The 22,392-nt window shown below is 73.4% G+C and carries 19 protein-coding genes; 17 read left to right on the top strand and 2 right to left on the bottom strand.

The features are described from left to right. The first annotated feature begins 7 nt into the window (after positions 1-7). From AC1MLT_RS19140 to AC1MLT_RS19130, 3 genes are read left to right on the top strand one after another with little or no spacing between them, the layout of a single operon-like run. On the top strand, positions 8-685 hold the full coding sequence (locus AC1MLT_RS19140) for an RraA family protein (protein WP_481035743.1): 678 nt from the start codon (positions 8-10) through the stop codon (positions 683-685). Positions 686-738: 53 nt separating this feature from the next. Continuing rightward, on the top strand, positions 739-1,794 hold the full coding sequence (locus AC1MLT_RS19135) for a Bug family tripartite tricarboxylate transporter substrate binding protein (protein WP_481035742.1): 1,056 nt from the start codon (positions 739-741) through the stop codon (positions 1,792-1,794). Between the two features lie 40 nt (positions 1,795-1,834). Next, positions 1,835-2,815 (top strand): Bug family tripartite tricarboxylate transporter substrate binding protein, encoded by a 981-nt coding sequence (locus AC1MLT_RS19130; protein ID WP_481035740.1) that lies wholly within the window; start codon positions 1,835-1,837, stop codon positions 2,813-2,815. A gap of 47 nt (positions 2,816-2,862) precedes the next feature. On the opposite strand, the gene AC1MLT_RS19125 is transcribed toward AC1MLT_RS19130, so the two are convergent. After that, positions 2,863-5,325 (bottom strand): outer membrane protein assembly factor BamB family protein, encoded by a 2,463-nt coding sequence (locus AC1MLT_RS19125; protein ID WP_481035739.1) that lies wholly within the window; start codon positions 5,323-5,325, stop codon positions 2,863-2,865. A gap of 269 nt (positions 5,326-5,594) precedes the next feature. Beyond that, positions 5,595-7,760, bottom strand: a complete 2,166-nt coding sequence (locus AC1MLT_RS19120) for a TonB-dependent siderophore receptor (protein WP_481035737.1) — start codon at positions 7,758-7,760, stop codon at positions 5,595-5,597. Positions 7,761-8,047: 287 nt separating this feature from the next. On the opposite strand from AC1MLT_RS19120, the gene AC1MLT_RS19115 reads away from it, so the two are divergent. The 14 genes from AC1MLT_RS19115 (at position 8,048) to kdpE (ending at position 22,381) form a co-directional block, all read left to right on the top strand. Then, positions 8,048-9,220: an ABC transporter substrate-binding protein gene (locus tag AC1MLT_RS19115; protein ID WP_481035856.1), complete on the top strand. Its 1,173-nt coding sequence runs from the start codon at positions 8,048-8,050 to the stop codon at positions 9,218-9,220. After that, a complete protein-coding gene (locus AC1MLT_RS19110; RefSeq protein WP_481035736.1) occupies positions 9,217-10,143 on the top strand; it encodes a branched-chain amino acid ABC transporter permease in 927 nt (308 codons plus the stop codon). The genes AC1MLT_RS19115 and AC1MLT_RS19110 overlap by 4 nt, the downstream gene beginning before the upstream one ends. Positions 10,144-10,192: 49 nt before the next feature. After that, positions 10,193-11,191, top strand: a complete 999-nt coding sequence (locus tag AC1MLT_RS19105) for a branched-chain amino acid ABC transporter permease (RefSeq protein ID WP_481035735.1) — start codon at positions 10,193-10,195, stop codon at positions 11,189-11,191. After that, positions 11,188-11,985 carry an ABC transporter ATP-binding protein gene (locus AC1MLT_RS19100; protein WP_481035734.1) on the top strand — a complete coding sequence of 266 codons (798 nt, stop codon included), beginning with the start codon at positions 11,188-11,190 and terminating at the stop codon, positions 11,983-11,985. The genes AC1MLT_RS19105 and AC1MLT_RS19100 overlap by 4 nt, the downstream gene beginning before the upstream one ends. Beyond that, on the top strand, positions 11,982-12,728 hold the full coding sequence (locus AC1MLT_RS19095) for an ABC transporter ATP-binding protein (RefSeq protein ID WP_481035732.1): 747 nt from the start codon (positions 11,982-11,984) through the stop codon (positions 12,726-12,728). Before AC1MLT_RS19100 ends, AC1MLT_RS19095 begins: the two co-directional genes overlap by 4 nt. Positions 12,729-12,805: 77 nt before the next feature. Next, entirely contained in the window at positions 12,806-13,672 is an 867-nt protein-coding gene (locus tag AC1MLT_RS19090) for an alpha/beta hydrolase (RefSeq protein WP_481035730.1), read from the top strand. Between the two features lie 112 nt (positions 13,673-13,784). Beyond that, positions 13,785-13,910 (top strand): hypothetical protein, encoded by a 126-nt coding sequence (locus AC1MLT_RS19085; protein WP_481035729.1) that lies wholly within the window; start codon positions 13,785-13,787, stop codon positions 13,908-13,910. After that, positions 13,907-14,005 (top strand): K(+)-transporting ATPase subunit F, encoded by a 99-nt coding sequence (kdpF, locus tag AC1MLT_RS19080; protein WP_481035728.1) that lies wholly within the window; start codon positions 13,907-13,909, stop codon positions 14,003-14,005. Before AC1MLT_RS19085 ends, kdpF begins: the two co-directional genes overlap by 4 nt. A 1-nt stretch (position 14,006) precedes the next feature. After that, on the top strand, positions 14,007-15,821 hold the full coding sequence (gene kdpA, locus AC1MLT_RS19075) for a potassium-transporting ATPase subunit KdpA (protein WP_481035727.1): 1,815 nt from the start codon (positions 14,007-14,009) through the stop codon (positions 15,819-15,821). A 31-nt stretch (positions 15,822-15,852) separates the two neighbouring features. Further along, positions 15,853-17,946 (top strand): potassium-transporting ATPase subunit KdpB, encoded by a 2,094-nt coding sequence (kdpB, locus tag AC1MLT_RS19070; RefSeq protein WP_481035725.1) that lies wholly within the window; start codon positions 15,853-15,855, stop codon positions 17,944-17,946. 72 nt (positions 17,947-18,018) lie between these two features. After that, positions 18,019-18,591, top strand: coding sequence for a potassium-transporting ATPase subunit KdpC (gene kdpC / locus AC1MLT_RS19065; RefSeq protein ID WP_481035724.1), 573 nt, complete (start codon positions 18,019-18,021; stop codon positions 18,589-18,591). Positions 18,592-18,603: 12 nt separating this feature from the next. Beyond that, entirely contained in the window at positions 18,604-18,759 is a 156-nt protein-coding gene (locus tag AC1MLT_RS19060) for a hypothetical protein (protein ID WP_481035723.1), read from the top strand. A gap of 41 nt (positions 18,760-18,800) precedes the next feature. Beyond that, entirely contained in the window at positions 18,801-21,674 is a 2,874-nt protein-coding gene (locus tag AC1MLT_RS19055) for a DUF4118 domain-containing protein (RefSeq protein WP_481035721.1), read from the top strand. After that, positions 21,671-22,381 carry a two-component system response regulator KdpE gene (gene kdpE / locus AC1MLT_RS19050; RefSeq protein ID WP_481035720.1) on the top strand — a complete coding sequence of 237 codons (711 nt, stop codon included), beginning with the start codon at positions 21,671-21,673 and terminating at the stop codon, positions 22,379-22,381. Before AC1MLT_RS19055 ends, kdpE begins: the two co-directional genes overlap by 4 nt. Positions 22,382-22,392: the final 11 nt, after the last annotated feature.

Below are 22,392 nucleotides of genomic sequence, written 5' to 3'. Positions count from 1 at the left end.
GAACATCATGAACAACGGACTCCGCATCCTCAAGCGCCATCGCGCCGTCTCGCTCGACCTCGCCCGCCGGTTCCTGGAGGTGCCCGTGGCCAACGTCGGCGACTGCATGGCGCGCATGACCGCCGGCGGCGCGCGCCTGCGCCCCATGCATTCGGGCGGGCGCATGGCCGGCCCGGCCCTGACGGTCAAGAGCCGCCCGGGCGACAACCTGATGCTGCACAAGGCGCTGCAGCTGGCCCAACCCGGCGACGTCATCGTGGTGGACGCCGGGGGCGACCTCAGCAACGCCATCACCGGCGAGATCATGGTGGGCGACGCGATTCACCAGGGGCTGGGCGGCTTCGTCATCGACGGCGCCATCCGAGACGCCGGCTTCATCCGCGCCAATGCCTTTCCCGTCTACGCCGCCGGCATCACGCATCGCGGCCCCTACAAGGACGGCCCGGGCGAGATCAACGTGCCGATCGCGATCGATGGCATGGTCATCGAGCCGGGCGACCTGGTGATCGGCGACGAGGACGGCTTCCTGTGCGTGCCCTTCGACGACGTCGAATGGCTGCTGGAGGCGGCCCACAGGAAGCAGGAGGCCGAGACGATCATGGTCGCGGGCATCAAGGACGGCAGCTACGACCGCTCCTGGGTCGATGCCACGCTGAAGCGCCTGAACTGCTTCATCGAGACCTGAGCCGACGACCCCGGGCCGCGCGCCCGCCATCACGAACGAACGAGAGACATCCCATGGACATCCGCACGACCCGAATCCTCCGCTGCCCCCACGGCGGCGCCGCCGCCGATCGCCCCGATGCCGGCGGCCCGCGGCGCCGCGCCCTGGCCCTGGCACCGCTGCTCGCCGCCACCGCGCTGCTCGCCGGCGGCGGTGCCTTCGCGCAGCCGGCCTATCCCACCGCGACGCCGGTCACCATGGTGGTCGGCTGGCCGGCGGGCGGGCCCTCCGACAACGTCGCCCGGCTGATCGCCAACGCCATGGGGCGCACATTGGGGCAGAGCGTGGTGATCGACAACCGCGCCGGCGCCGGCGGCAACATCGGCAGCGACATCGCCGCCAAGGCCCGGCCCGACGGCTACACGATCATGCTGGCGACGGCCACCTCGCATGGCCTCAACTCGGCGCTCTACGCCAAGCTCAATCATGACCCGATCAAGGATTTCGCGCCGGTCGGCATGATCGCCAGCTCGCCGAGCGTGCTGCTGGTGCCGGCGGCCTCGCCCTTCAGGACCGTCGCCGACGTGCTCGCGCGGGCGCGGGCGAATCCCGGCCAGCTGAACTACGCCTCGGCCGGCGTCGGCTCCAGCCAGCACCTGGCCGGCGCGCGCTTCGTCAAGCTCGCCAGCGTCGACATCCCGCACATTCCGTACAAGGGCACCGCCCCGGCCATGACCGATGTCATGGCCGGCCGGGTCGACATGATCCTGACCACCGGCGCGGTGTCCTTCGTGCGCTCGGGCAAGGTGCGCGCCGTGGCGGTGGCCTCGAAGCAGCGCCTGCCCGCGCTGCCGGAGGTCCCGACCTTCGACGAGGCCGGCCTGAAAGGCTTCCACACCGATTCCTGGTATGGCCTGGTGGCGCCGGCGGGCACGCCGCAGCCGATCCTGGACCAGCTCAACACCGCCCTGCAGAAGGCCCTGCAGCAGCCCGAGGTCCGCACGCAGCTGGCCGAGCTGGGCGCCTTGCCGGCCGCGCCGATGACGACCGGCGCGTTCTGGACCTTCGTCAGGCAGCAGATGCCCGAGGCCGCCGAGCTGGTGCGCACCTCCGGCGCCAAGGTCGAGTGACAGCGGCACGCCTTCCAGCCCCCACCCGGAGACCCACCCCATGACGATGCCCCATCCGATCCGCCGCGCGCTCCGCGCCGCGCTCGCCGCCACGCTGGCCGTGGCCGCCTCCGCCGCGCTGGCGCAGGCCTATCCGCAGAAGACCATCCGCCTGGTCGTGCCGTGGCCCGCCGGCGGCGCCACCGATGCCGTCGGCCGCGCCCTGGCCGAGGCCCTGCGCGCGCAGCTCGGCCAGAGCGTGGTGGTCGACAACGTCGCCGGTGCCGGCGGCAACATCGGCACCCAGCAGTTCGTGCGCCAGCCGGCGGATGGCTACACCTTGCTGCTGGCCACCAGCTCGACCAATTCGGCCAATTCGTATCTCTACAAGAAGACCGGCTTCGACCCGGTCAAGGACTTCACGCCGGTGGCCTCGCTGGCCGTGATCCCCAGCGTGATGATCGTCGCGGCCGGCTCGCCCTACCGGGCGCCGGCCGACGTGATCCGCGCCGCCAGGGCCGCGCCGGGCAGGCTGTCCTATGGTTCCGGTGGCGTCGGCAACTCCGCGCACCTGGCGGGCGAGCTGTTCAAGTCGGTCGCCGGCATCGATGTCATCCACGTGCCCTACAAGGGCAGCGCGCCGGCCCTCACCGATGTCATGGCCGGCCAGCTCGACTACATGCTCGACACCGGCGCCTATGGTCAGCTCAAGGGCGGCAAGATCCGCGCCATCGCCGTGGCCTCCGACCGGCGCCACCCGCTGCTGCCGGCCGTGCCGACCTTCAAGGAGCTGGGCCTCGCGGGCATGACCATGAATGCCTGGTATGGCCTGGCGGCGCCGGCGAACACGCCACCGGCGATCGTCGAGCGCCTGAACGCGGCGGTGCGTGCGTCCTTCGAGACCGGCGACCTGAAGCAGCGCCTGACCGACCTCGGCGCCGAGGTGCGCCCCGGCGACGCGGCGAGCTTCGCGACCTTCTGGAAGTCGGAACTCGACCGCTATGCCGGCCTGGTCAAGCTGACCGGCGCCACGCTCGACTGAGCGCGATCCGCGCCGGCACTCGTGCCGGCGCCGGCGCCGACGCGGCCTCAGCGCGGCAGCGCGTAGACCACCAGCGCATCGCCGGCGCGGGTCTCGAGCTGCTTGTGGCCGGTGGCGCCGATCGCCACGTACTGCCGGCCCTGGTGCATGTAGGTCATGGCCGAGGCCTGGCCGCCCGCCGGCAGGCGGCCCGCCCACAGCAGGCGTCCGGTGGCGGTCTCGAAGGCGCGCAGGTAGTCGTCCTGCGCCGCGGCGATGAAGCTCAGGCCGCTGGCCGTGGTCACCGCGCCGCCCAGGTTGGGCGTGCCCAGCGGGATGCGCAGGCGCATCGGGATGCCCAGCGGCCCGGTGTCGAAGCCGGTGCCCAGTGGCTGGCTCCAGGCCAGCCGGCCGGTCGCGAGATCGGTCGCCGCCAGGAAGCCCCAGGGCGGCGTGTTGCATGGCACGCCCAGCACCGACAGCCAGATCGGCCGGTCGACGCCCCAGGGCGCGCCCTTCTGCGGCGCCACCGCCTGGTCGGGCCGCCGGCCGCCATCGCCGATCGCCGGGTCCGCCACCTCGTCGCGCGGCACCAGTCGCACCCGGTTGGCCAGCCGGCTGTGGTTGGTCACGACCAGACCGCGCTGCGGATCGATCGCCAGGCCGCCCCAGTTCAGTCCGCCGATCGTGCCCGGATAGAGCAGGGTGCCCAGGCCCTGGTAGGTCGGCGGCGTGAAGATGCCCTCGTAGCGCATGCGGTGGAACTGGATGCGGCACAGCGCGGCGTCGATCGGCGTCAGGCCGAAGGCATGGCGGGCGTCGATGCGCTCCGGATCGCGCCCCGGCAGGCCGGCGAAGTTGGGATAGAAGACCGACTGCGGCTGCGTCGGCGACAGCGTCTCGCCCTGCATGCCGCCCTGCGGCGCGGCGACGCGCGCCACCGGCCGCAGCGGCGCTCCGGTGGCGGCGTCGAGCACGAACAGCGAGCCGGTCTTGGTGCCCTGGATCACCACCCGCCGCGTGCGGCCGTCGATGACCAGGTCGGTGACCACCGGCTGCGCGCCGATGTCGTAGTCGAAGCGGTCGTGCTCGACGGTGCGGAAGACCCAGCGCGTGGCGCCGCTGGCCAGCTCGACGGCCACCACGGCGGCGCTGAAGCGGTCGTCGGCCGGATCGCGCGTGCCGCCATAGTGGTCGTTGCCGGCGTTGCCGGTGCCCAGGAACACCAGGCCCAGTCCTTCGTCGGCGGAGATCACGTTCCAGACGTTGGGCGTGCCGGCCGGCCAGGTCTCGCCCGGCGCCAGCGGCGCGCCCGGACGGTCGGTGCGCTTGGCGTCCCAGGCCCAGCGCAGGGCGCCGCTGGTGGCGTCGTAGGCGCGCACCACGCCGGAGGGGGCGTCGCGGCGCTGGTTGTCGCTGACCTGCTGGCCGACCAGCACCAGGTCGCCGACCACGGCCGGGCCCGAGTTGCTCGAGGCGTGGCCGGGCTCGGCCAGGCCCATGCCGGCGGTGAGGTCGACCGTGCCGTCGCGGCCGAAGCCCGCGCAGGGCGCGCCGCGCTCGGCATCCAGCGCGATCAGCCGGCCATCGGCGGCGGCGACGAAGACGCGCCGCGCGCAGGCCAGGGGCGGCGACAGGGTGGCGGCATCGGCGCGGGCGTGGTAGGCGACCGCGCGGCAGGCGGCGCTGAACATCGACTCCATGGCACGCGGCGCCACCCGGGGATCGAAATGCCAGCGTCGCGCGCCGGTGGCCGGGTCGAGCGCGAAGACCTGGTTGCCCGGCGAGCACATGAACAGCGTGTCGCCGATCTTCAGCGGCGTGTTCTGCGCCGCGTAGGAGACGCGGTCGCTGGGCGCGCTGTCGCCGGTGTCGAAGCGCCAGGCCTCGACCAGCCCGGCGACGTTGGCCGGCGTGATCTGCGCGGCGGGCGAGAAGCGCTGGCCGGCGGGCGTGCCGCCGAAGGCGGTCCAGTCGGTGTCGGCGGGCGCGGCGCCGGCACCGGGGGCGGCCGAGGCTCCCGCCAGCGCCATGGCGGCAGGCGCGACCGGGCGCTCCCACGCCAGCGCCACGGCGCCGGCCAGCATCGCCACGCCGCTCCACAGGCCCAGATGCACCCGGCGGCGCCGGCCGCGCGCCATCGGCCCGCCCAGGAGCCGCGCCATCAGCGCCAGAACGAACAGCAGCGCGATCAGGCCGACGCGCGCCGCCAGGTCGATCGCCCAGACCGGCTGCCAGCCCTTGCCGGCGATCTCCCAGCCGGCCCAGCCCAGGCTCGATGCCAGCGCGGCGCCCAGCAGCCATAGCCCGGCCGCCGGCCGGCGGCGCCAGGCCGCCAGCGCGCCGGCCGCCAGCAACGCGCCGCACAGCGCGTAGTAGCCGCTGCCACCCAGTGCCAGCAGCCAGCCTCCCAGGCCGAGCATCGCCAGGCCCAGCAGCCCGGCCAGCGTCTGCGCGACCAGTTCCCAGACATGCCAGGCGCCGGATGACCGGAGCGCGAGGGGGGGCGGGGCGGGCAGTGGTGTCTTCATCGAGTCGGCTTTCGCGGGGCCGTGGCGGTGCGCGCGCTCGCCGACGGCATGGAAGGAGGGAGGGGACGGGATCGCGCGACGCTGCCCTGCTCCGGCCGGGCTCCCGGGCGGAGCGAGCGTGGGGTGTCTGCGTCGTTGTTGCTGTTGTTGTTGTTGTCGTCGCGTCGTCGACCGCTCGATCTTCCCCCAGGCGCCGGTTCCCGCCATGTCATCCGATGTCGAAAACCGGGTGCCACCCGTCGCCGCGCGCGCGGCCCGGCCCGGGGGCCCTAGAACCTGACCTGCACGCTCGCCACCAGCTGGCGGCCCAGGCCCGGGATCACCGTCAGCGGGCCCCACGATGCCAGTGCGTAGTGCTTGTCGAAGGCGTTGTGCAGGTCCAGGCCGAGCCGCGTGCGGGGGTCGAGCTGCCAGTACGCGGTCAGGCGCACGGTGGTGTAGGCCGGCAGGCGATAGGTGTCGGTGGCCGTGCCGGTGCGTTCGCCCACGTGCACCAGGCCGCCGCCGACGCCCCAGCGGCCGCCATCGGCCAGCCGGTCCTCGCGGATGGCGAACAGGCCGGCGCTGACGCGCGGGATGTTGGCCGGGCGCTTGCCCACCAGCGCGGGATTGTTGTCGCGCGTGACCTCGGCGTCGGTGTAGGCGAAGTTGGCGGTCAGGCGCCAGTGGGCGTCGAGCCGGCCGGCGACGTCGGCCTCGAGGCCGCGGCTGCGCACCTCGCCGGCGGCGATGTTGAAGTTGACATTGGTCGGGCTGCGCGTGAGCACGTTGGTCTTCTGGATGTCGAACACCGCCAGCGCGCCGTTCAGGCGCTGGTCCGGCGACTGCCACTTGGCGCCGGCCTCCAGCGCCTGGCCCTTCTGCGGCGCGAAGGCGGTGCCGGACTCGTCGGCCCCGGCGTTGGGGCGGAACGACCGGCCGGCCGAGACATAGAGCGAGCTGTCCGGCGTGGGCAGGTAGGTCAGGCCGACGCGCGGCGTGGCCGCCGAATGGCTCTGGGTCTGCCGCGTGCCGGCCAGGAAGTCCTGGAAGTCCTGGTGGAAGCGGTCGAAGCGCACGCCGGCCAGCAGCTTCCAGCGCGTCGTCAGGTCGACCTGGTCCTGCACGAAGACACCGGTGGCGCGCTGGCGGTCGTCGGTCGCGAAGCCGGGCCGCAGGATGCCCCGGGGCTGGCCATAGACGGGAGCCTGGACGTCGATGGCGAAGGGCTGCGTCGCCAGGTTCGAATAGAGGATGTCCTGCCCCATCGCCAGGCGCCACGACTCCAGCCCGGCCAGCAGGGTGTGGCCGACGCCCGCCGCACGGAATCTGCCCTCGACCTCGGCCTGCACGGAGACATCGCGCGCGGGCAGGCTGCGCCAGCTGTCGCGCCGCGTCAGGGTGCGGCCGTCGGCGCGCAGGGCGCCGGTGAGGTCGACCGCGTCGCCCTCGAGCTCGGTCTCGCGATAGGAGGCGCCCACGCGCGCGCGCCAGCCGGCGCCCAGCTCGCGATCCAGCGCCAGCTGGTGCGTGTCGCCGGTCACGCGCAGGTTGCCGCGCGAGGCTTCGCCCAGGTAGCGGTCGCGCGGCAGCGCCAGGGCGTCGCCGTTGATCTGCACCAGGCCGCGATCGAGCGGCGTGCGGATGCGGATGAACTCGGCCTCGTACTGCAGCACGGTATTGGCATCGATCACCCAGGTCAGCGCCGGCGCGATCACGTACTTGCGGTTGTCCAGCAGCGAGGTGCGGCTGGCGCCGTCCTCGGCCGCCACGTTCAGGCGGTAGGCCACGCCGGCACCCAGCGCGCCGGTGGTGTCGAGCGTGGCGCGCCGGAAGCCCAGGCCGCCGATCTGCAGGCCGGCGCTGTGCGAGGGCGTGAACTGCGGCTTCTTGGTGACGACGTTGAGCGTGCCGCCGGGCTCGCTGCTGCCGTAGAGCGCCGCCGCCGGGCCCTTGAGGAACTCGATGCGCTCGACGCTGGCGACGTCGCGCTGCGGTCCATAGCCGCGCCCGGAGGCGAAGCCGTTGAGCAGCGCGCCGCCATCGGTGTTGCTGAAGCCGCGGATGGCGTAGTTGTCCCAGGTGCCGCCGAAGTCGTTGAGCCGGGCGATGCCGCTGACGAAGTCGACCGTGTCGGACAGGCGCGTGGCGCCGAGGTCGTCGATCAGCTGGCGCGGCACGACGCGCACCGATTGCGGCGTCTCGATCAGCGGCGTGTCGGTGCGGGTCGCCGCCGTGTTGCGCCCGACGCCCTCGTAGCCGGTGGCGCCATTGCGCTCGCGCACCTCGACCTCGTCGAGCGTGGCGGGCGCCTGCGCCTGCGCCTGCGCGGCGCCGGCGCACAGCGTCAGGATCGCGCAATGCAGCGCGGTCGACCGGACGACGGGGCGGCAAGGCCGGGAGCGGAGGGGAAGGGCGCGGGACGGGGAGGGAGCGGAGGCGGGCGAAGGCGACATGGACGGAGCGGAAGGAGCGAAGGAGCGGAAGGAGCGGAAGAGCGGAAGGAGCGGAAGAGCGGAAAAGCGCGGACCGGGCGGCCGGGAAAGTCCGCGATTCTAGGACCCAGATGAGAATCGTTTTCAATTGATGCCTGGGCCCGTCTCCTTTCCGCCGCTTCGCGCGGGTCACGGGTCGAACGCTGTAGCAAGAACTGCTACGCTGCGCCGCCCGTTCCGGCTCCATCGACTCATCGAAAGGTTGTCTTCCCATGCAGACCGTCGCCGCTTCCCCGTCCCGTCCGCCGATGCTGGCCATGCTCGCCGCCTTCGCCGCGCTGGCCTGCGCCGCGCCCCTCGCCCAGGCCGCCGACGCGGTCAAGGTGGGGCTGCTGAGCACGCTGTCGGGCCCGGGCGCCGGCCTGGGGGTGGACATCCGCGACGGCTTCCAGCTGGCGGTGAAGCAGGGCGGCGGCAAGCTCGGCGGCCTGCCGGCCGAGGTGGTGGTGGCCGACGACCAGCAGAGCCCCGACGTGGCGCGCCAGACCGCCGACCGCCTGATCAAGCGCGACAAGGTCGACTTCATGACCGGCATCGTGTTCTCCAACGTGATGCTGGCCGTGGGCGCGCCGACCTTCCAGTCGAAGACCTTCTACGTCAGCGCCAACGCCGGCCCGTCGCAATACGCCGGCGAGCAGTGCAACCCGTACTTCTTCAGCGCCAGCTACCAGAACGACAACCTGCACGAGGCGGTGGGCAAGACGGTGGCCGACAAGGGCTTCAAGCGCGTCGCCCTGCTGGCGCCCAATTACCCGGCCGGCAAGGATGCGCTGGCCGGCTTCAAGCGCTTCTACAAGGGCGAGATCGCGCTGGAGAGCTACACCCCGCTCAACCAGCTCGACTATGGCGCCGAGATCGCCAAGATGCGCGCCGCCAGGCCCGACGCGGTCTACATCTTCCTGCCCGGCGGCCTGGGCATCAACTTCATCAAGCAGTTCGTCGGCTCGGGTCTGTCCAAGGACATGACGCTCTTCGGTCCCGGCTTCTCGGCCGACGAGGACGTGATCCGGGCGGTCGGCGCGCCGATGCTGGGCATGTTCAACAGCTCGCTGTGGGCGCACGACCTCGACAACGCGGCCAACAAGCGCTTCGTGGCCGACTTCCAGAAGGAATACGGCCGCCTGCCCACGCTCTACGCGGCGCAGGGCTACGACGCCGCCCGCCTGATCGACGGCGCGGTGCGCGACGTCAAGGGCCGGCTCGACGACAAGGCCGCCGTGCGCAAGGCGCTGGAGGCGGCGCGCTTCGAGTCGGTGCGCGGCCCCTTCAGGTTCAACACCAACCATTTCCCGATCCAGGACTACTACCTGCGCGTGGTCACCCAGGACGCCCAGGGCCGCGTCACCAATCGCACCCTGGGCACGGTGTTCAGGAACCACGCCGATGCCTACGTCGGCGCCTGCAAGATGCCGGCCGCATGACGGGCGCGGGGGTGCTGGTCCTGGAGCAGTCGCTCAACGGCCTGCAGTTCGGCCTGATGCTGTTCCTGCTGGCCGCCGGCCTGACCCTGGTGTTCGGCATCATGGACATGATCAACCTGGCGCATGGCTCGCTCTACATGGTGGGGGCCTACCTGGTCGCCACGGCGGCGGTGGCCAGCGATTCGTTCTGGCTCGGCCTGGCGGCCGGGATCGCCGGCACGGCCGTGCTCGGCATGCTGCTGGAGGTCGCGGTGCTGCGCCGGCTCTACCAGCGCGACCACCTCTCGCAGGTGCTGGGCACCTTCGCGATCCTGCTGATGGCCAACGAGGGCGTGCGCATGCTCTGGGGCTCGCAGCCGGTGGCGCTGAACCCGCCGGCCGGCCTGGCCGGTCCGGTCGAGCTGCTGCCGGGCTTCCTGTATCCGGCCTACCGGCTGCTGATCATCGGCGTCGGCCTGGCGGTGGCGGCGCTGCTCTACGTGCTGGTGACGCGGACGCGGATCGGCATGCGGGTGCGCGCCGGCGCCTCCAACCGCGAGATGGCGCGCGCCATGGGCGTCGACGTGCGGCGACTGTTCACCGCCGTGTTCGGCTTCGGCGCGGCGCTGTGCGCGCTGGCCGGCGGCCTGCTGGGGCCGCTGCTGGCGGTGCAGGTCGGCATGGGCGAGAGCATCCTGATCCTGGCCTTCGTGGTGATCGTGATCGGTGGCATCGGCTCGATCCGCGGCGCCTTCTTCGGCGCGCTGCTCGTCGGCGTAGTCGACACCGCCGGCCGCGCCCTGATCCCGCTGGCCTTCGATCACTGGCTGGGGCCGGAGGCGGCGGCCGGCGCCGGGCCGGCCCTGGCCTCGATCCTGATCTACCTGCTGATGGCCGCCGTGCTGTTCTGGAAGCCGCGCGGGCTGTTCCCGGCCCATGGCTGAACGTCCCGTGCCCTCCGTCCCCCCCGCGCCCGCCGATCCAGCCGACCGCATGACGACCGCCGCTCCGTCCCCGTCCCCGTCCCCGTCCGCGCGGCCGCCCGCCAGCCTGCTCGACCATCCATTGCGCTGGCGCACCGCGCTGCCGATGCTGCTGCTGCTGATCGCGCTGCCGCCCGTGGCGCTGCTGCTGCGCGAGGAGTTCTACATCGGCCTGGCGACCCGCGTGCTGGTGTTCGCATTGGCCGCCACCAGCCTCAACCTGGTGCTGGGCTTCGGCGGCATGGTGAGCTTCGGCCACGCGGCCTTCGTCGGCCTGGGCGCCTATGCCGTCGGCATCCTGATGCAGCAGGGCGTGACCTCGGCCTGGATCGCCTGGCCGGCGGCGATGGCGGCCAGCGCGCTGTTCGCGCTGCTGGTCGGCGCCATCAGCCTGCGCACCCGGGGCGTCTATTTCATCATGATCACGCTGGCCTTCGCGCAGATGCTGTACTACCTGATGGTCTCGCTCAAGACCTGGGGCGGCGACGACGGCCTCGCGCTTCCGGGCCGCTCGAGCGTGGCCGCCGGCTTCGACCTGGCCAGCGACACCCGCTTCTACTACGTGGTGCTGGCGCTGTGCGTGCTGGCCTTCCTGGGCATCCAGCGCCTGCTCAATGCCCGCTTCGGCCACGTGCTGCAGGCCCTGCGCGAGAACGAGACGCGCATGGGCGCGATCGGCTTCCCGGCCTATCGCCACCAGCTGGTCGCCTTCACCCTGGCCGGCGGCCTGGCCGGGCTGGCGGGCGCGCTGCTGGCCAACCAGTCCGGCTTCGTCAGTCCGGCATTGCTGCAATGGAACCAGTCGGGCCTGCTGCTGGTGATGGTGATCCTGGGCGGCGTCGGCCACCTGTGGGGCGGCGTGGTCGGCGCGGTGGTGTTCCTGCTGCTGGAGGAGGTCCTGTCGGCCCACACGCTGCACTGGCAGTTCGCGCTCGGCGCGGTGCTGCTGGCGGTGGTGCTGGCCGCGCCGCGCGGGCTGGCCGGCTGGCGGCGCGGGAGGTCGGCATGAGCGGCGCCACGGCCGCCGCCGGAGCGCCGGCGCCGCTGCTGCACGTCGACGGCCTGGTCAAGCGCTTCGGCGGCCTGCTCGCCACCGACCATGCCGACCTGCGCGTCGCCCCGGGCGAGCTGCATGCATTGATCGGCCCCAACGGCGCCGGCAAGACGACCCTGGTGCACCAGATCTCCGGCGCGCTGGCATCCGACGCCGGCCGCATCCGCTTCGACGGCGACGACGTCACCCGCTGGCCGATGCCGCGCCGCGTGCGGCGCGGGCTGGCGCGCTCCTACCAGATCACCAGCATCTTCGATCGCCTGTCGGTGCGCGACAACCTGGCGCTGGCGGTGCTGGCGCGCCAGGGATCGAGCCTGCGCTTCTGGCGCCCCGCGCGGGCCGAGACCGCGCGCCATGCCGAGGCCGATGCCGTGGCCGAGCGCGTCGGCCTGGCGGCGCGGCTGCACGCGCCCGCCGGCGCCCTGGCGCATGGCGAGCAGCGCCAGCTGGAGGTCGGCCTGGCGCTGGCGACGTCGCCGCGCCTGCTGCTGCTGGACGAGCCGATGGCCGGCATGGGACCGGACGAATCGGAGCGCATGGTGGCCCTGCTGCAGTCGCTGCGCGGCGAGACCACGATGCTGCTGATCGAGCACGACATGGATGCGGTGTTCCGGCTGGCCGACCGCATCTCGGTGCTGGTGTCGGGCCGGGTGATCGCGCAGGGCACGCCGCTGGAGATCCGCCACCATCCGGAGGTGCGGCGCGCCTACCTGGGCGACGAGCTGCCGGCGATGGAGGCCGGCGCATGAACGCGGCCACCATGCCCCCCCAGGTCGCGGCACGTCCGGCGCTGCTGGAGATCGACGATCTGCGCGCCGCCTATGGCGGCAGCCAGGTGCTGTTCGGCATCGGCCTGCGCATCGGCAGCGGCGACGTCGCCACGCTGCTGGGGCGCAACGGCATGGGCAAGACCACCACGGTGCGCGCGCTGCTCGGCCTGCTGCCGCCGAGCGCCGGCACGGTGCGCTTCCTGGGCGAGCGCATCGACGGCCTGGCGCCCGACCGCATCGCCCGCATGGGGCTGGCGCTGGTGCCCGAGGGCCGGCAGATCTTCCCCAACCTCTCGGTCTCGGAGAACCTGCGGGCCTTCGCCGCCCAACGCAACCGCTCGGCCGAGCCCTGGACGCTGGAGCGCGTGTACGACCTGTTCCCCCGGCTGGCCGAGCGCTCGCGCCACATGGGCAACCAGCTCTCCGGCGGCGAGCAGCAGATGCTGGCGATCGGCCGGGCCCTGATGACCAACCCGCACCTGCTGGTGCTCGACGAGGCCACCGAGGGCCTGGCGCCGCTGGTGCGCGAGGAGATCTGGCGCTGCCTGGCGCAATTGCGCGCGCGTGGCCAGAGCATCCTGGTGATCGACAAGTACGTGCAGCGCCTGGTCGCGCTGGCCGACACCCACACCATCGTGCAGCGCGGCCAGGTCGTCTGGCAGGGCGACTCGGCCGCGCTGGCGGCGCAGCCGGAACTCTGGCAGCGCTACATCGGCGTCTGACGCGCGGCCACGCGCCGCGCCCCTCCCGGCGTCACTCCGCGACGTCCCTCGCAACCTCGCTTCCAGGAGTCCTCCCAATGCCCGCCCTCTATCGTGATTTCGAGACCCAGGAACAGATCGACGCCCAGTACGACCCGGCGATCCCGGCGCTCGACCGCGCGGCGGCGCTGCGCCACTACGCCGGGCGCAGCGCGCAGGCCCGCGCCACGCTGCCCTGCGAGCTCGGCGTGCCCTATGGCCCGACGCGCGCCGAGACGCTCGACATCTTCCGGGCCGACGAGCCCGGCGCCCCGGTGTTCGTCTTCATCCACGGCGGCTACTGGCGGGCGCTGTCGGCGGCCGATTTCAGCTGCGTGGCGCTGGGCCTGCAGCGGCGCGGCATCACGGTGGTGGTGCCCGACTACGCGCTGTGCCCGACCGTCACGCTCGACGAGATCGTGCGCCAGCTGCGCGCGGCCTGCGCCTGGGTGCTGCGCCACATCGACGCCCGTGGCGGCGACCCGGCGCGGGTGGCGGTGGGCGGCAGCTCCGCCGGCGGCCACCTGGCGGCGATGTGCCTGCAGACCGAATGGGAGCGCGACTACGGGCTGCCGCCGGATCCCTTCGGCGGCGCCGTGCTGGCCAGCGGGCTCTACGACCTCGCGCCGCTGCGCTTCAGCTACCTGCAGCCGAAGATCCAGCTGACCGAGGAGCTGGTGCGGCGCTGCTCGCCGGCCCGCCTGGCCATGCGGCCCTGCGCCACGCCGGTGCTGATGACCTGGGGCGGCCGCGAGCAGGCCGAGTTCGCTCGTCAGTCGCTGACCTGGCGCGATGCCTGGCGGGCCGCCGGCAACCGGGTCGAACTGCTGGCCCAGCCCGATGCCGACCACTTCACGGCGATCCACGGCTTCGAGGAGCCGGGCAGCGCGCTGTGCGACTGGGTCGGCCGCCTGTGGGGCGTGTAGGGGACCGACGCCCGTCCTTTACGCCTTTTTTACGGCGCCACCCTTCTTCTCTTCCCCGTTTTTACGGGCCGCTGACGAGACTTCCGGCTTCGAGTCAGACGAAGGAAAGAAGATGGACATCGCATGGATCGCGGCATTGGCCGCGTTGTGGGCCCTGGCCGCCGGCATGGTGGTCGGGCTCGATCGCCTGGGCGCTCCCGCGCCCCGCGCCGACGGCCCGACGGGAGGCCGGCCGTGATCAGCCTGGCGACGCTCTATGGCTTCGGCGGCCTGGTCGCGCTGCTGCTGTTCGCCTACCTCGTCCATGCGCTGATCCGCGCCGAGGAGTTCTGAGATGGACACCTCCGCCGTGATCCTCGTGACCGCGCTGCTGGCCGGCCTGGTGGTCCTGGGCTGGCCGCTCGGGCGCTTCCTGGCGGCGCTGTGCGACGGTCGCCTGCCGCGCTGGATGGCGCGCGTCGAGGCGCCGCTCTACCGCCTCGCCGGCGTCGCGCCGGAGCGCTCGATGCACTGGCGCGCCTATGCCCTCGCGCTGCTGGCCTTCAACACCATCGGCGTGCTCTTCCTGTATGGGCTGCAGCGCCTGCAGGCGCACCTGCCGCTCGATCCGGCCGGCCAGGCGGCGGTGTCGCCCGATTCCTCCTTCGACACCGCGATCAGCTTCGTCGCCAACACCAACTGGCAGGGCTACGCGGGCGAGTCGACGATGAGCCACCTGACGCAGATGCTGGGCCTGACGGTGCAGAACTTCCTGTCCGCCGCCACCGGCATCGCCGTCGCCTTCGCGCTGGCCCGGGGCTTCGCCGCGCGCGGCACCGGCGCGCAGCGGCGCGACGCCGTCGCCACCGGCCCCGCGGGCACCGAGGTCCCTGAAACCGCTGTTGCCACCACCAGCGCCACCGCCGCGACCGAGCCGGTGGTGCGCGGCGCGGTGGGCAACTTCTGGGTCGACGTCACGCGCCTCACGCTGTGGCTGCTGCTGCCGCTGTCCTTCGTGCTGGCGCTGTTCCTGGCCGGGCAGGGCGTGATCCAGAACCTCGACGCGCCCCGGGTCGTGACGACGCTGGAGGCCGGCGCGCCGGCGCAGACCATCGCCATGGGCCCGGTGGCCTCGCAGGAGGCCATCAAGATGCTGGGCACCAACGGCGGCGGCTTCTTCAATGCCAACTCGGCGCATCCCTACGAGAACCCGACGCCGCTGAGCAACTTCGCCCAGATGCTGGCGATGCTGCTGATCCCGGTGGCGCTGTGCTTCGCCTTCGGCCGGGTGGTGGGCGACGTGCGCCAGGGCTGGGCCGTGCTGGCCGCCATGATGGTGCTGTTCGTCGCCGCCGTGGCCGTCATCGTGCCGGCGGAGCAGGCCGGCAATCCGCTGCTGGCGCCGCTGGGCGTCGATGCCGTCGCAGGTCCGCTGCAGTCCGGCGGCAACATGGAGGGCAAGGAGACGCGCTTCGGCATCGCCGCCTCGGCATTGTTCGCCGCCGTCACCACGGCGGCCTCGTGCGGCGCGGTCAATGCCATGCACGACTCCTTCACGCCGCTCGGCGGCATGGTGCCGATGGTGCTGATGCAGCTGGGCGAGGTGGTGTTCGGCGGCGTCGGCAGCGGGCTCTACGGCATGCTGATCTTCGCCATCCTGGCGGTCTTCATCGCCGGCCTGATGATCGGCCGCACGCCCGAGTACCTCGGCAAGAAGATCGAGGTGCCCGAGATGAAGCTCACCGCCATCGCCATCCTGGTGACGCCGCTGGTGGTGCTGGCCGGCACGGCGCTGGCCGTGAGCCTGGGCGCGGGCCGCGCCGGCATCGCCAATCCGGGGCCGCACGGCTTCTCCGAGGTGCTCTACGCGCTGACCTCGGCGGGCAACAACAACGGCAGCGCCTTCGCCGGGCTCTCGGCCAACACGCCGTTCTACAACGCGCTGCTGGGCGTGGCGATGTGGCTGGGCCGCTTCGGGATGATCGTGCCGGTGCTGGCCATCGCCGGCGCGCTGGCGGCCAAGCAGCGCCTGCCGGCAACCGCCGGCACGCTGCCCACGCACGGTCCGCTGTTCGTGGCGCTGCTGGTGGGCACGGTGCTGCTGGTCGGCCTGCTCAATTACGTGCCCGCGCTGGCCCTGGGGCCGGTCGTCGAACACCTCATCCGGTGAGACGGCCCCCGTCTTCCTTCGAAGGTCATTCATGTCAAGCAAATCGTCTCCATCCCTGATGGACATGGCGCTGGTCGCGCCGGCCGTGCGCGGCGCCTTCGCCAAGCTCAGCCCGCGCGTGCAGTGGCGCAACCCGGTGATGTTCATCGTCTATGTCGGCAGCATCCTCACCACGTGTCTGTGGCTGCACGCGCTGCGCCACCCCGAGGACGGCGGCATGGCGCCGGGCCAGGCGCTCGCGATCGCGGTGTGGCTGTGGTTCACGGTGCTGTTCGCCAATTTCGCCGAGGCGCTGGCCGAGGGGCGCAGCAAGGCCCAGGCGGCATCGCTGCGTGGCCTGCGCCAGGACACCTGGGCCAAGAAGCTCAAGCAGCCCCACCACGGCAGCGGCTTCCTGCCCGAGCAGGCGGCCAACCTGCGCCGCGGCGATGTCGTGCTGGTCGAGGCCGGCGACGTCGTCCCGCTCGATGGCGAGGTGATCGAGGGCGTGGCGGCGGTCGACGAGAGCGCCATCACGGGCGAATCGGCACCGGTGGTGCGCGAGTCCGGCGGCGACTTCTCCAGCGTCACCGGCGGCACCCGCGTGCTGTCGGACTGGCTGGTGGTGCGCGTCGGCGTGAACCCCGGCGAGTCGTTCCTCGACCGCATGATCGGCATGGTCGAGGCCGCCAAGCGCCGCCGCACGCCCAACGAGATCGCCCTGACCATCCTGCTGGTGGCCTTGACGCTGGTGTTCCTGATGGTCACCGTGACGCTGCTGCCGTTCTCGATCTTCAGCGTCGACGCCATGGGCGCCGGCCGCGTGGTGTCGCTGACGGCGCTGGTCGCGCTGCTGATCTGCCTGATCCCGACCACCATCGGCGGGCTGCTGTCGGCGGTGGGCGTGGCCGGCATGAGCCGCATGCTGCAGGCCAACGTGATCGCCACCTCCGGCCGGGCGGTGGAAGCGGCCGGCGACGTCGACGTGCTGCTGCTGGACAAGACCGGCACCATCACGCACGGCAACCGCCAGGCCAGCGCCTTCCTGCCGGCCCCGGGCGTGACACCGGAGCGGCTGGCGCGCGCGGCGCTGCTGGCGTCGCTGGCCGACGAGACGCCCGAGGGCCGCAGCATCGTCGAGCTGGCGCGACGCGGCGGCGCCGACGACCGCGCGGTCGATGGCGCCTGCTTCGTGCCCTTCACGGCGCAGACGCGCATGAGCGGCGTCGACCTGCCCGCCGTCGCCCCGGCCCCGGAGGCCGCGCCGCTGGCGCTGCGCAAGGGCGCGATGGCGGCGGTGCGGCGCCATGTCGAGGCCCTGGGCGGCCAGGTCGAGCCCGAGGTGCTGCGCGCCGCCGACGAGGTCGCGCGGCGCGGCGGCACGCCCCTGGCGGTGGCCGAGGGCGAGCGGGTGCTGGGCGTGGTCGAGCTCAAGGACATCGTCAAGACCGGCATCCGCGAGCGCTTCGCCGAACTGCGCGCCATGGGCATCCGCACGGTGATGATCACCGGCGACAACCCGCTGACGGCGGCGGCCATCGCGGCCGAGGCCGGCGTCGACGACTTCCTGGCCGAGGCCACGCCCGAGGACAAGCTGGCCCTGATCCGCCGCTACCAGGCCGATGGCCGGCTGGTCGCCATGACCGGCGACGGCACCAACGACGCCCCGGCGCTGGCCCAGGCCGATGTCGCGGTGGCGATGGGCAGCGGCACGCAGGCCGCCAAGGAGGCCGGCAACATGGTCGACCTGGATTCCAACCCGACCAAGCTGCTGGAGGTGGTGGAGACCGGCAAGGCGCTGCTGATGACGCGCGGCTCGCTCACCACCTTCTCCATCGCCAACGACGTGGCGAAGTACTTCGCCATCATCCCGGCGATCTTCGTGGGCACCTATCCGCAGCTCGGCGCGCTCGACGTCATGCATCTGGGCAGTCCGTCGTCGGCGATCCTGAGCGCGGTGATCTTCAACGCGCTGGTGATCGTCTTCCTGATCCCGCTGGCGCTCCAGGGCGTGCGCTACCGGCCGGTGGGCGCCGCCGCGCTGCTGCGCCGCAACCTGGCGCTCTACGGCCTCGGCGGCCTGGTGGTGCCCTTCGCCGGCATCAAGCTCATCGACCTGCTGCTGGTGGCGCTCGGCCTGGCCTAGGCCGCGGCCGACGCATCCGCGCCCCCCGCGCTCCCCGCATTCCCCGCCTCCGATCCGGAAGGAACCCTCCCAATGACATCCCTGCTTCGTCCCGCGCTGGTGCTCTTCGCGCTGCTCGCCGCGCTCACCGGCCTGCTCTATCCGCTGGCCGTCACGGGCGCCGCGCGCGCCGCCTTCCCGGACCAGGCCGCCGGCAGCCTGGTCGAGCGCGACGGCCGCGTCGTCGGCTCGCGCCTGATCGGCCAGAACTTCACCGATCCCGGCCACTTCTGGGGCCGGCCGTCGGCCACGGCGCCGACGCCCTACAACGCGGCCGCCTCGGGCGGCTCCAACCTCGGGCCGTCGAATCCGGCGCTGGTCGAGGCGGTGCGCGGCCGCATCGCGGCGCTGCGCGCGGCCGGCGCCGATCCGATGGCGGCGGTGCCGGTCGACCTGGTGACGGCCTCGGCCAGCGGGCTGGACCCGCACATCAGCCCGGCCGCCGCGCGCTACCAGATCGGGCGCGTCGCCCGCGCGCGCGGACTGCCGCCGGAGCGGGTGGCGGCGCTGGTCGAGCGCCACACCGAAGCGCCCTGGGCCGGCTTCCTGGGCACGCCGCGCGTCGACGTGCTGGCGCTGAACCTGGCGCTCGACGCCACGCGCTGAGGACGCTGCCGCATGGACCCGGTCCTCGACCTGCTGCGCCTGCTGGGCGCCTGGGTGGCGCCCGTGCTGCCGCTGGGCGCGATGTGGCTGGTGCTGCGGCGCACGGCGCGGCGGCACGCGCGCGGCGCGGTACGCTCCCCGCACGCCCGGCGTCCGCCCGGTCCCTGATTCCCTGGATCGACCGACTCCGCCATCCACCGCGCTCCGCCATGTCCGCCATCGCCGAACCCCCGCGTCCCGATCCCGACGCATTGCTCGCCCAGCTGCGCGGCGAGGCGGAGCGCGCCGCGCGCGGCCGGCTGCGCGTCTACTTCGGCGCCAGCGCCGGCGTGGGCAAGACCTGGGCCATGCTCAGCGCCGCCCGGCGCGAACGGGCCGCGGGTCGCGACGTGCTGATCGGCGTGATCGAGACGCATGGCCGCGCCGAGACCGCCGCGCTGCTCGACGGCCTGCCCCGGCTGCCCTTGCGCGAGCTGGCCCACCGGGGCCGCGTGCTCAGCGAGCTCGACCTCGACGCCGCCCTGGCGCGCCGGCCCGCCGTGCTGCTGGTGGACGAGCTGGCGCACACCAACGCGCCCGGTTCGCGCCATGCCAAGCGCTGGCAGGACGTGCACGAGCTGCTGGATGCCGGCATCGAGGTCTGGACGGCGCTCAACGTGCAGCACCTGGAGGGCCTGAACGGCACCATCGGCGCCATCACCGGCGTGCGGGTCCACGAGACCGTGCCCGACGGCGTGCTCGACCAGGCCGACGAGGTGGTGCTGGTGGATGTCACGCTCGCCGAGCTGACCGCCCGGCTGGCGGCCGGCAAGGTCTATCAGCCGCGCCAGGCCGAGCAGGCGGCGCGCAACTTCTTCCGCCCGGGCAACCTGATCGCCTTGCGCGAGATCGCCCTGCGCCGCACCGCCGAGCACGTGGAGGACGACGTGCGCGACTGGCGCATCGAGCAGTCCGGCGACGTGGCGGCGGCGAAGGCCGGCGCCGGGGCGGACGGCCCGCAGGCCTGGAACACCTCGGGCGCGATCCTGGCGTGCATCGGCCCGCACGAGGGCGCGGCGCAGACGGTGCGCACGGCCGCGCGCCTGGCCGCCCGCCTGAGCGTGCGCTGGCACGCGGCCTATGTCGAGACACCCGCGCTGCAGCGCCTGCCGGCGGCGCGGCGCGACCGCATCCTGGCGGTGCTCAAGCTGGCCGAGGAACTGGGCGCGGCGACCTCGGTGCTGACCGGCGCCGAGGTGGCGCCGACCCTGGCGGCCGAGGCCCGGCGCCTGAACTGCGCCACGCTGGTGATCGGCCGCGCCGAGGCCGCGACCGGCTGGCGCCGCGCGTGGCCCGGCCGCTCGCTGGCGCGCGCGCTGGCACGGCGCGCGCCGGCGCTGGAGATCGTCGAGGCCGCCGCCGCGCCGGATGCGCGGCGCCTGGCCCGTCCGTGGCCGGCCCTGGCGCGCGACGCCGTCGCCCCCGGGGGCGCCATCGAGGCCGATCTCCCCGGCGACGACCCGACCGAGGCCGGCGGGCGCCCGCGCGCGCGCTGGCCGGGCTATGCCTGGGCCCTGACCGCCGGCAGCGCCGTGACGCTGCTGGCGACACCGCTGTCGGGCGTGCTGGAGGAGGTCAACATCGTCATGCTGTTCCTGCTCGGCGTGGTCGGCATCGCGCTGCGCTTCGGGCGCGGACCGGCGGCGCTGGCGGCGCTGTTCAATGTCGTGGCCTTCGACTTCTTCTTCGTCGAGCCGCGCCTGTCGTTCGCCATCGGCGATGCCCAGTACCTGCTGACCTTCGCCGTCATGCTCGCCGTCGGCCTGCTGGTGGGCCAGCTCACCGCCGGGCTGCGCTTCACGGCGGGCGTGTCGGCCAGCCGCGAGCGGCGCGCGCAGTCGCTGTTCGAGCTGACGCGCGAACTCTCCGGCGCGCTCGAGCGCACGCAGGTGGTGGCGCTGGGCGCGGCGGCGGCGCAGCGGCATTTCGGCGGCGAGGCGCGGGTGCTGGTGACCGACGCCGCCGACCGCCTGCTGCCACCCGAGCCGGCGCCCGAGGGCTTCGATGCCAGCGTGGCCGACTGGGCCTTCCGGCAGGGCCGCAGCGCCGGCCTGGCGACCGCCACGCTGGCCGCGCAGCCATGGCACTACGCGCCCCTGGCGGCGCCGATGCGCGTGCGCGGCGTGCTGGCCCTGCGCCCGGCGCGGCCGCGCTGGCTGCTGATCCCCGAGCAGGCGCGCCAGCTCGAGACCCTGGCGCGCCAGATCGCCATCGCGCTCGAGCGCGTCCACTATGTCGAGGTGGCGCAGCAGGCGGTGGTGGAGATGGCTTCGGAGTCGCTGCGCAACACGCTGTTGGCGGCGCTCTCGCACGACGTGCGCACGCCGCTGACGGCGCTGATCGGGCTGGCCGAGTCGCTGCAGGTGCCGGTGGTCGAGGCGGATCAGGCGGATCGGGTGGGTGATGCGGCCCCGGCGGCCGATGCCGCCGTGGCCCGCGACCAGACGGCGCGCGCCATCGTCGCGCAGGCGCGCTCCCTGCACGCGCTGGTGAGCAACCTGCTCGAGATGGCGCGGCTCGAGCGCGGCGGCGCCGGCGGCGCGGTCCACCTGCGGCGCGACTGGCAATCGGTGGAGGAGGTCGTCGGCGCGGCGATCCGCGCGGCGCGCGGGGCGCTGGGCCCGGTCGCCGTCGGCACCGAGCTCGCCGCCGACCTGCCCCTGGTCGAGTTCGACGCCGTGCTGATCGAGCGCGTGCTGGTCAACCTGCTGGAGAACGCGGCCAAGTACGGCGCGCCGCCGATCGTGGTCGCGGCCCACGCGACCGGGGACGCGCTGGTCGTCGCGGTGCGCGATCACGGGCCCGGCCTGCCAGCGTCGACGCGGGGCCGCGAGCACACGCTGTTCGACAAGTTCACGCGCGGCCAGGCCGAGGCGACGACACCCGGCGTCGGGCTGGGCCTGGCCATCTGCCGGGCGATCGTCGATGCGCATGGCGGCACCATCGTGGCCGCGCAGCGCGCCGGCGGCGGCGGCGCAGAATTCACCCTCACCCTGCCGCGTCGCGACCCCCCCGCGATGCCCGACCTCCCGCCCAGCCCATGACACCTCCCGTCGCCATCGTCATCGAGGACGAACCGCAGATCCGCCGCTTCGTGCGCGCCGCCCTGGAGGCCGAGGGCTGGACGGTGCACGAGGCCGGCTCGCTGCGCGATGGCACGGCGGCGGCCGGCACCCGGGCGCCCGACCTGCTGGTGCTCGACCTCGGCCTGCCCGATGGCGATGGCATCGCCCTCATCCGCGACGTGCGCGGCTGGTCGACGGTGCCGATCATCGTGCTGTCGGCGCGCGTCGACGAGAGCGACAAGATCGCCGCGCTGGATGCCGGGGCTGACGACTACCTGACCAAGCCCTTCGGCACCGGCGAGCTGCTGGCGCGCGTGCGGGCCCACCTGCGGCGCCGGCGCGCCGCGGCGGCCGGCGGCGAGGGCGCGGGCGGTGCCGATGGCGCCGCCGTGTTCCGCTTCGGCGAGGTCGAGATCGACCGCGTGGCCCGGCTGGTGCGGCGCCAGGGCGCGGAGGTGCACCTGACGCCGACCGAGTACCGCCTGCTGACCGTGCTGGCCGCCGGCGCCGGGCGCGTGCTGACGCAGCGCCAGCTGCTGCGCGAGGTGTGGGGGCCGTCCCACGTCGACCAGGGCCATTACCTGCGCGTCTACATGGGTCACCTGCGGCAGAAACTGGAATCCGATCCGGCGCAGCCGCGCCACCTGCTGACCGAGACCGCCGTCGGCTATCGCCTGGTGCCGTGATCGCCCCGCGC

Source organism: Variovorax sp. PEI5, assembly GCF_056679935.1.
Note: the sequence above shows the minus strand (reverse complement) of the source record. Positions and strands in the feature narration are given on the sequence as shown.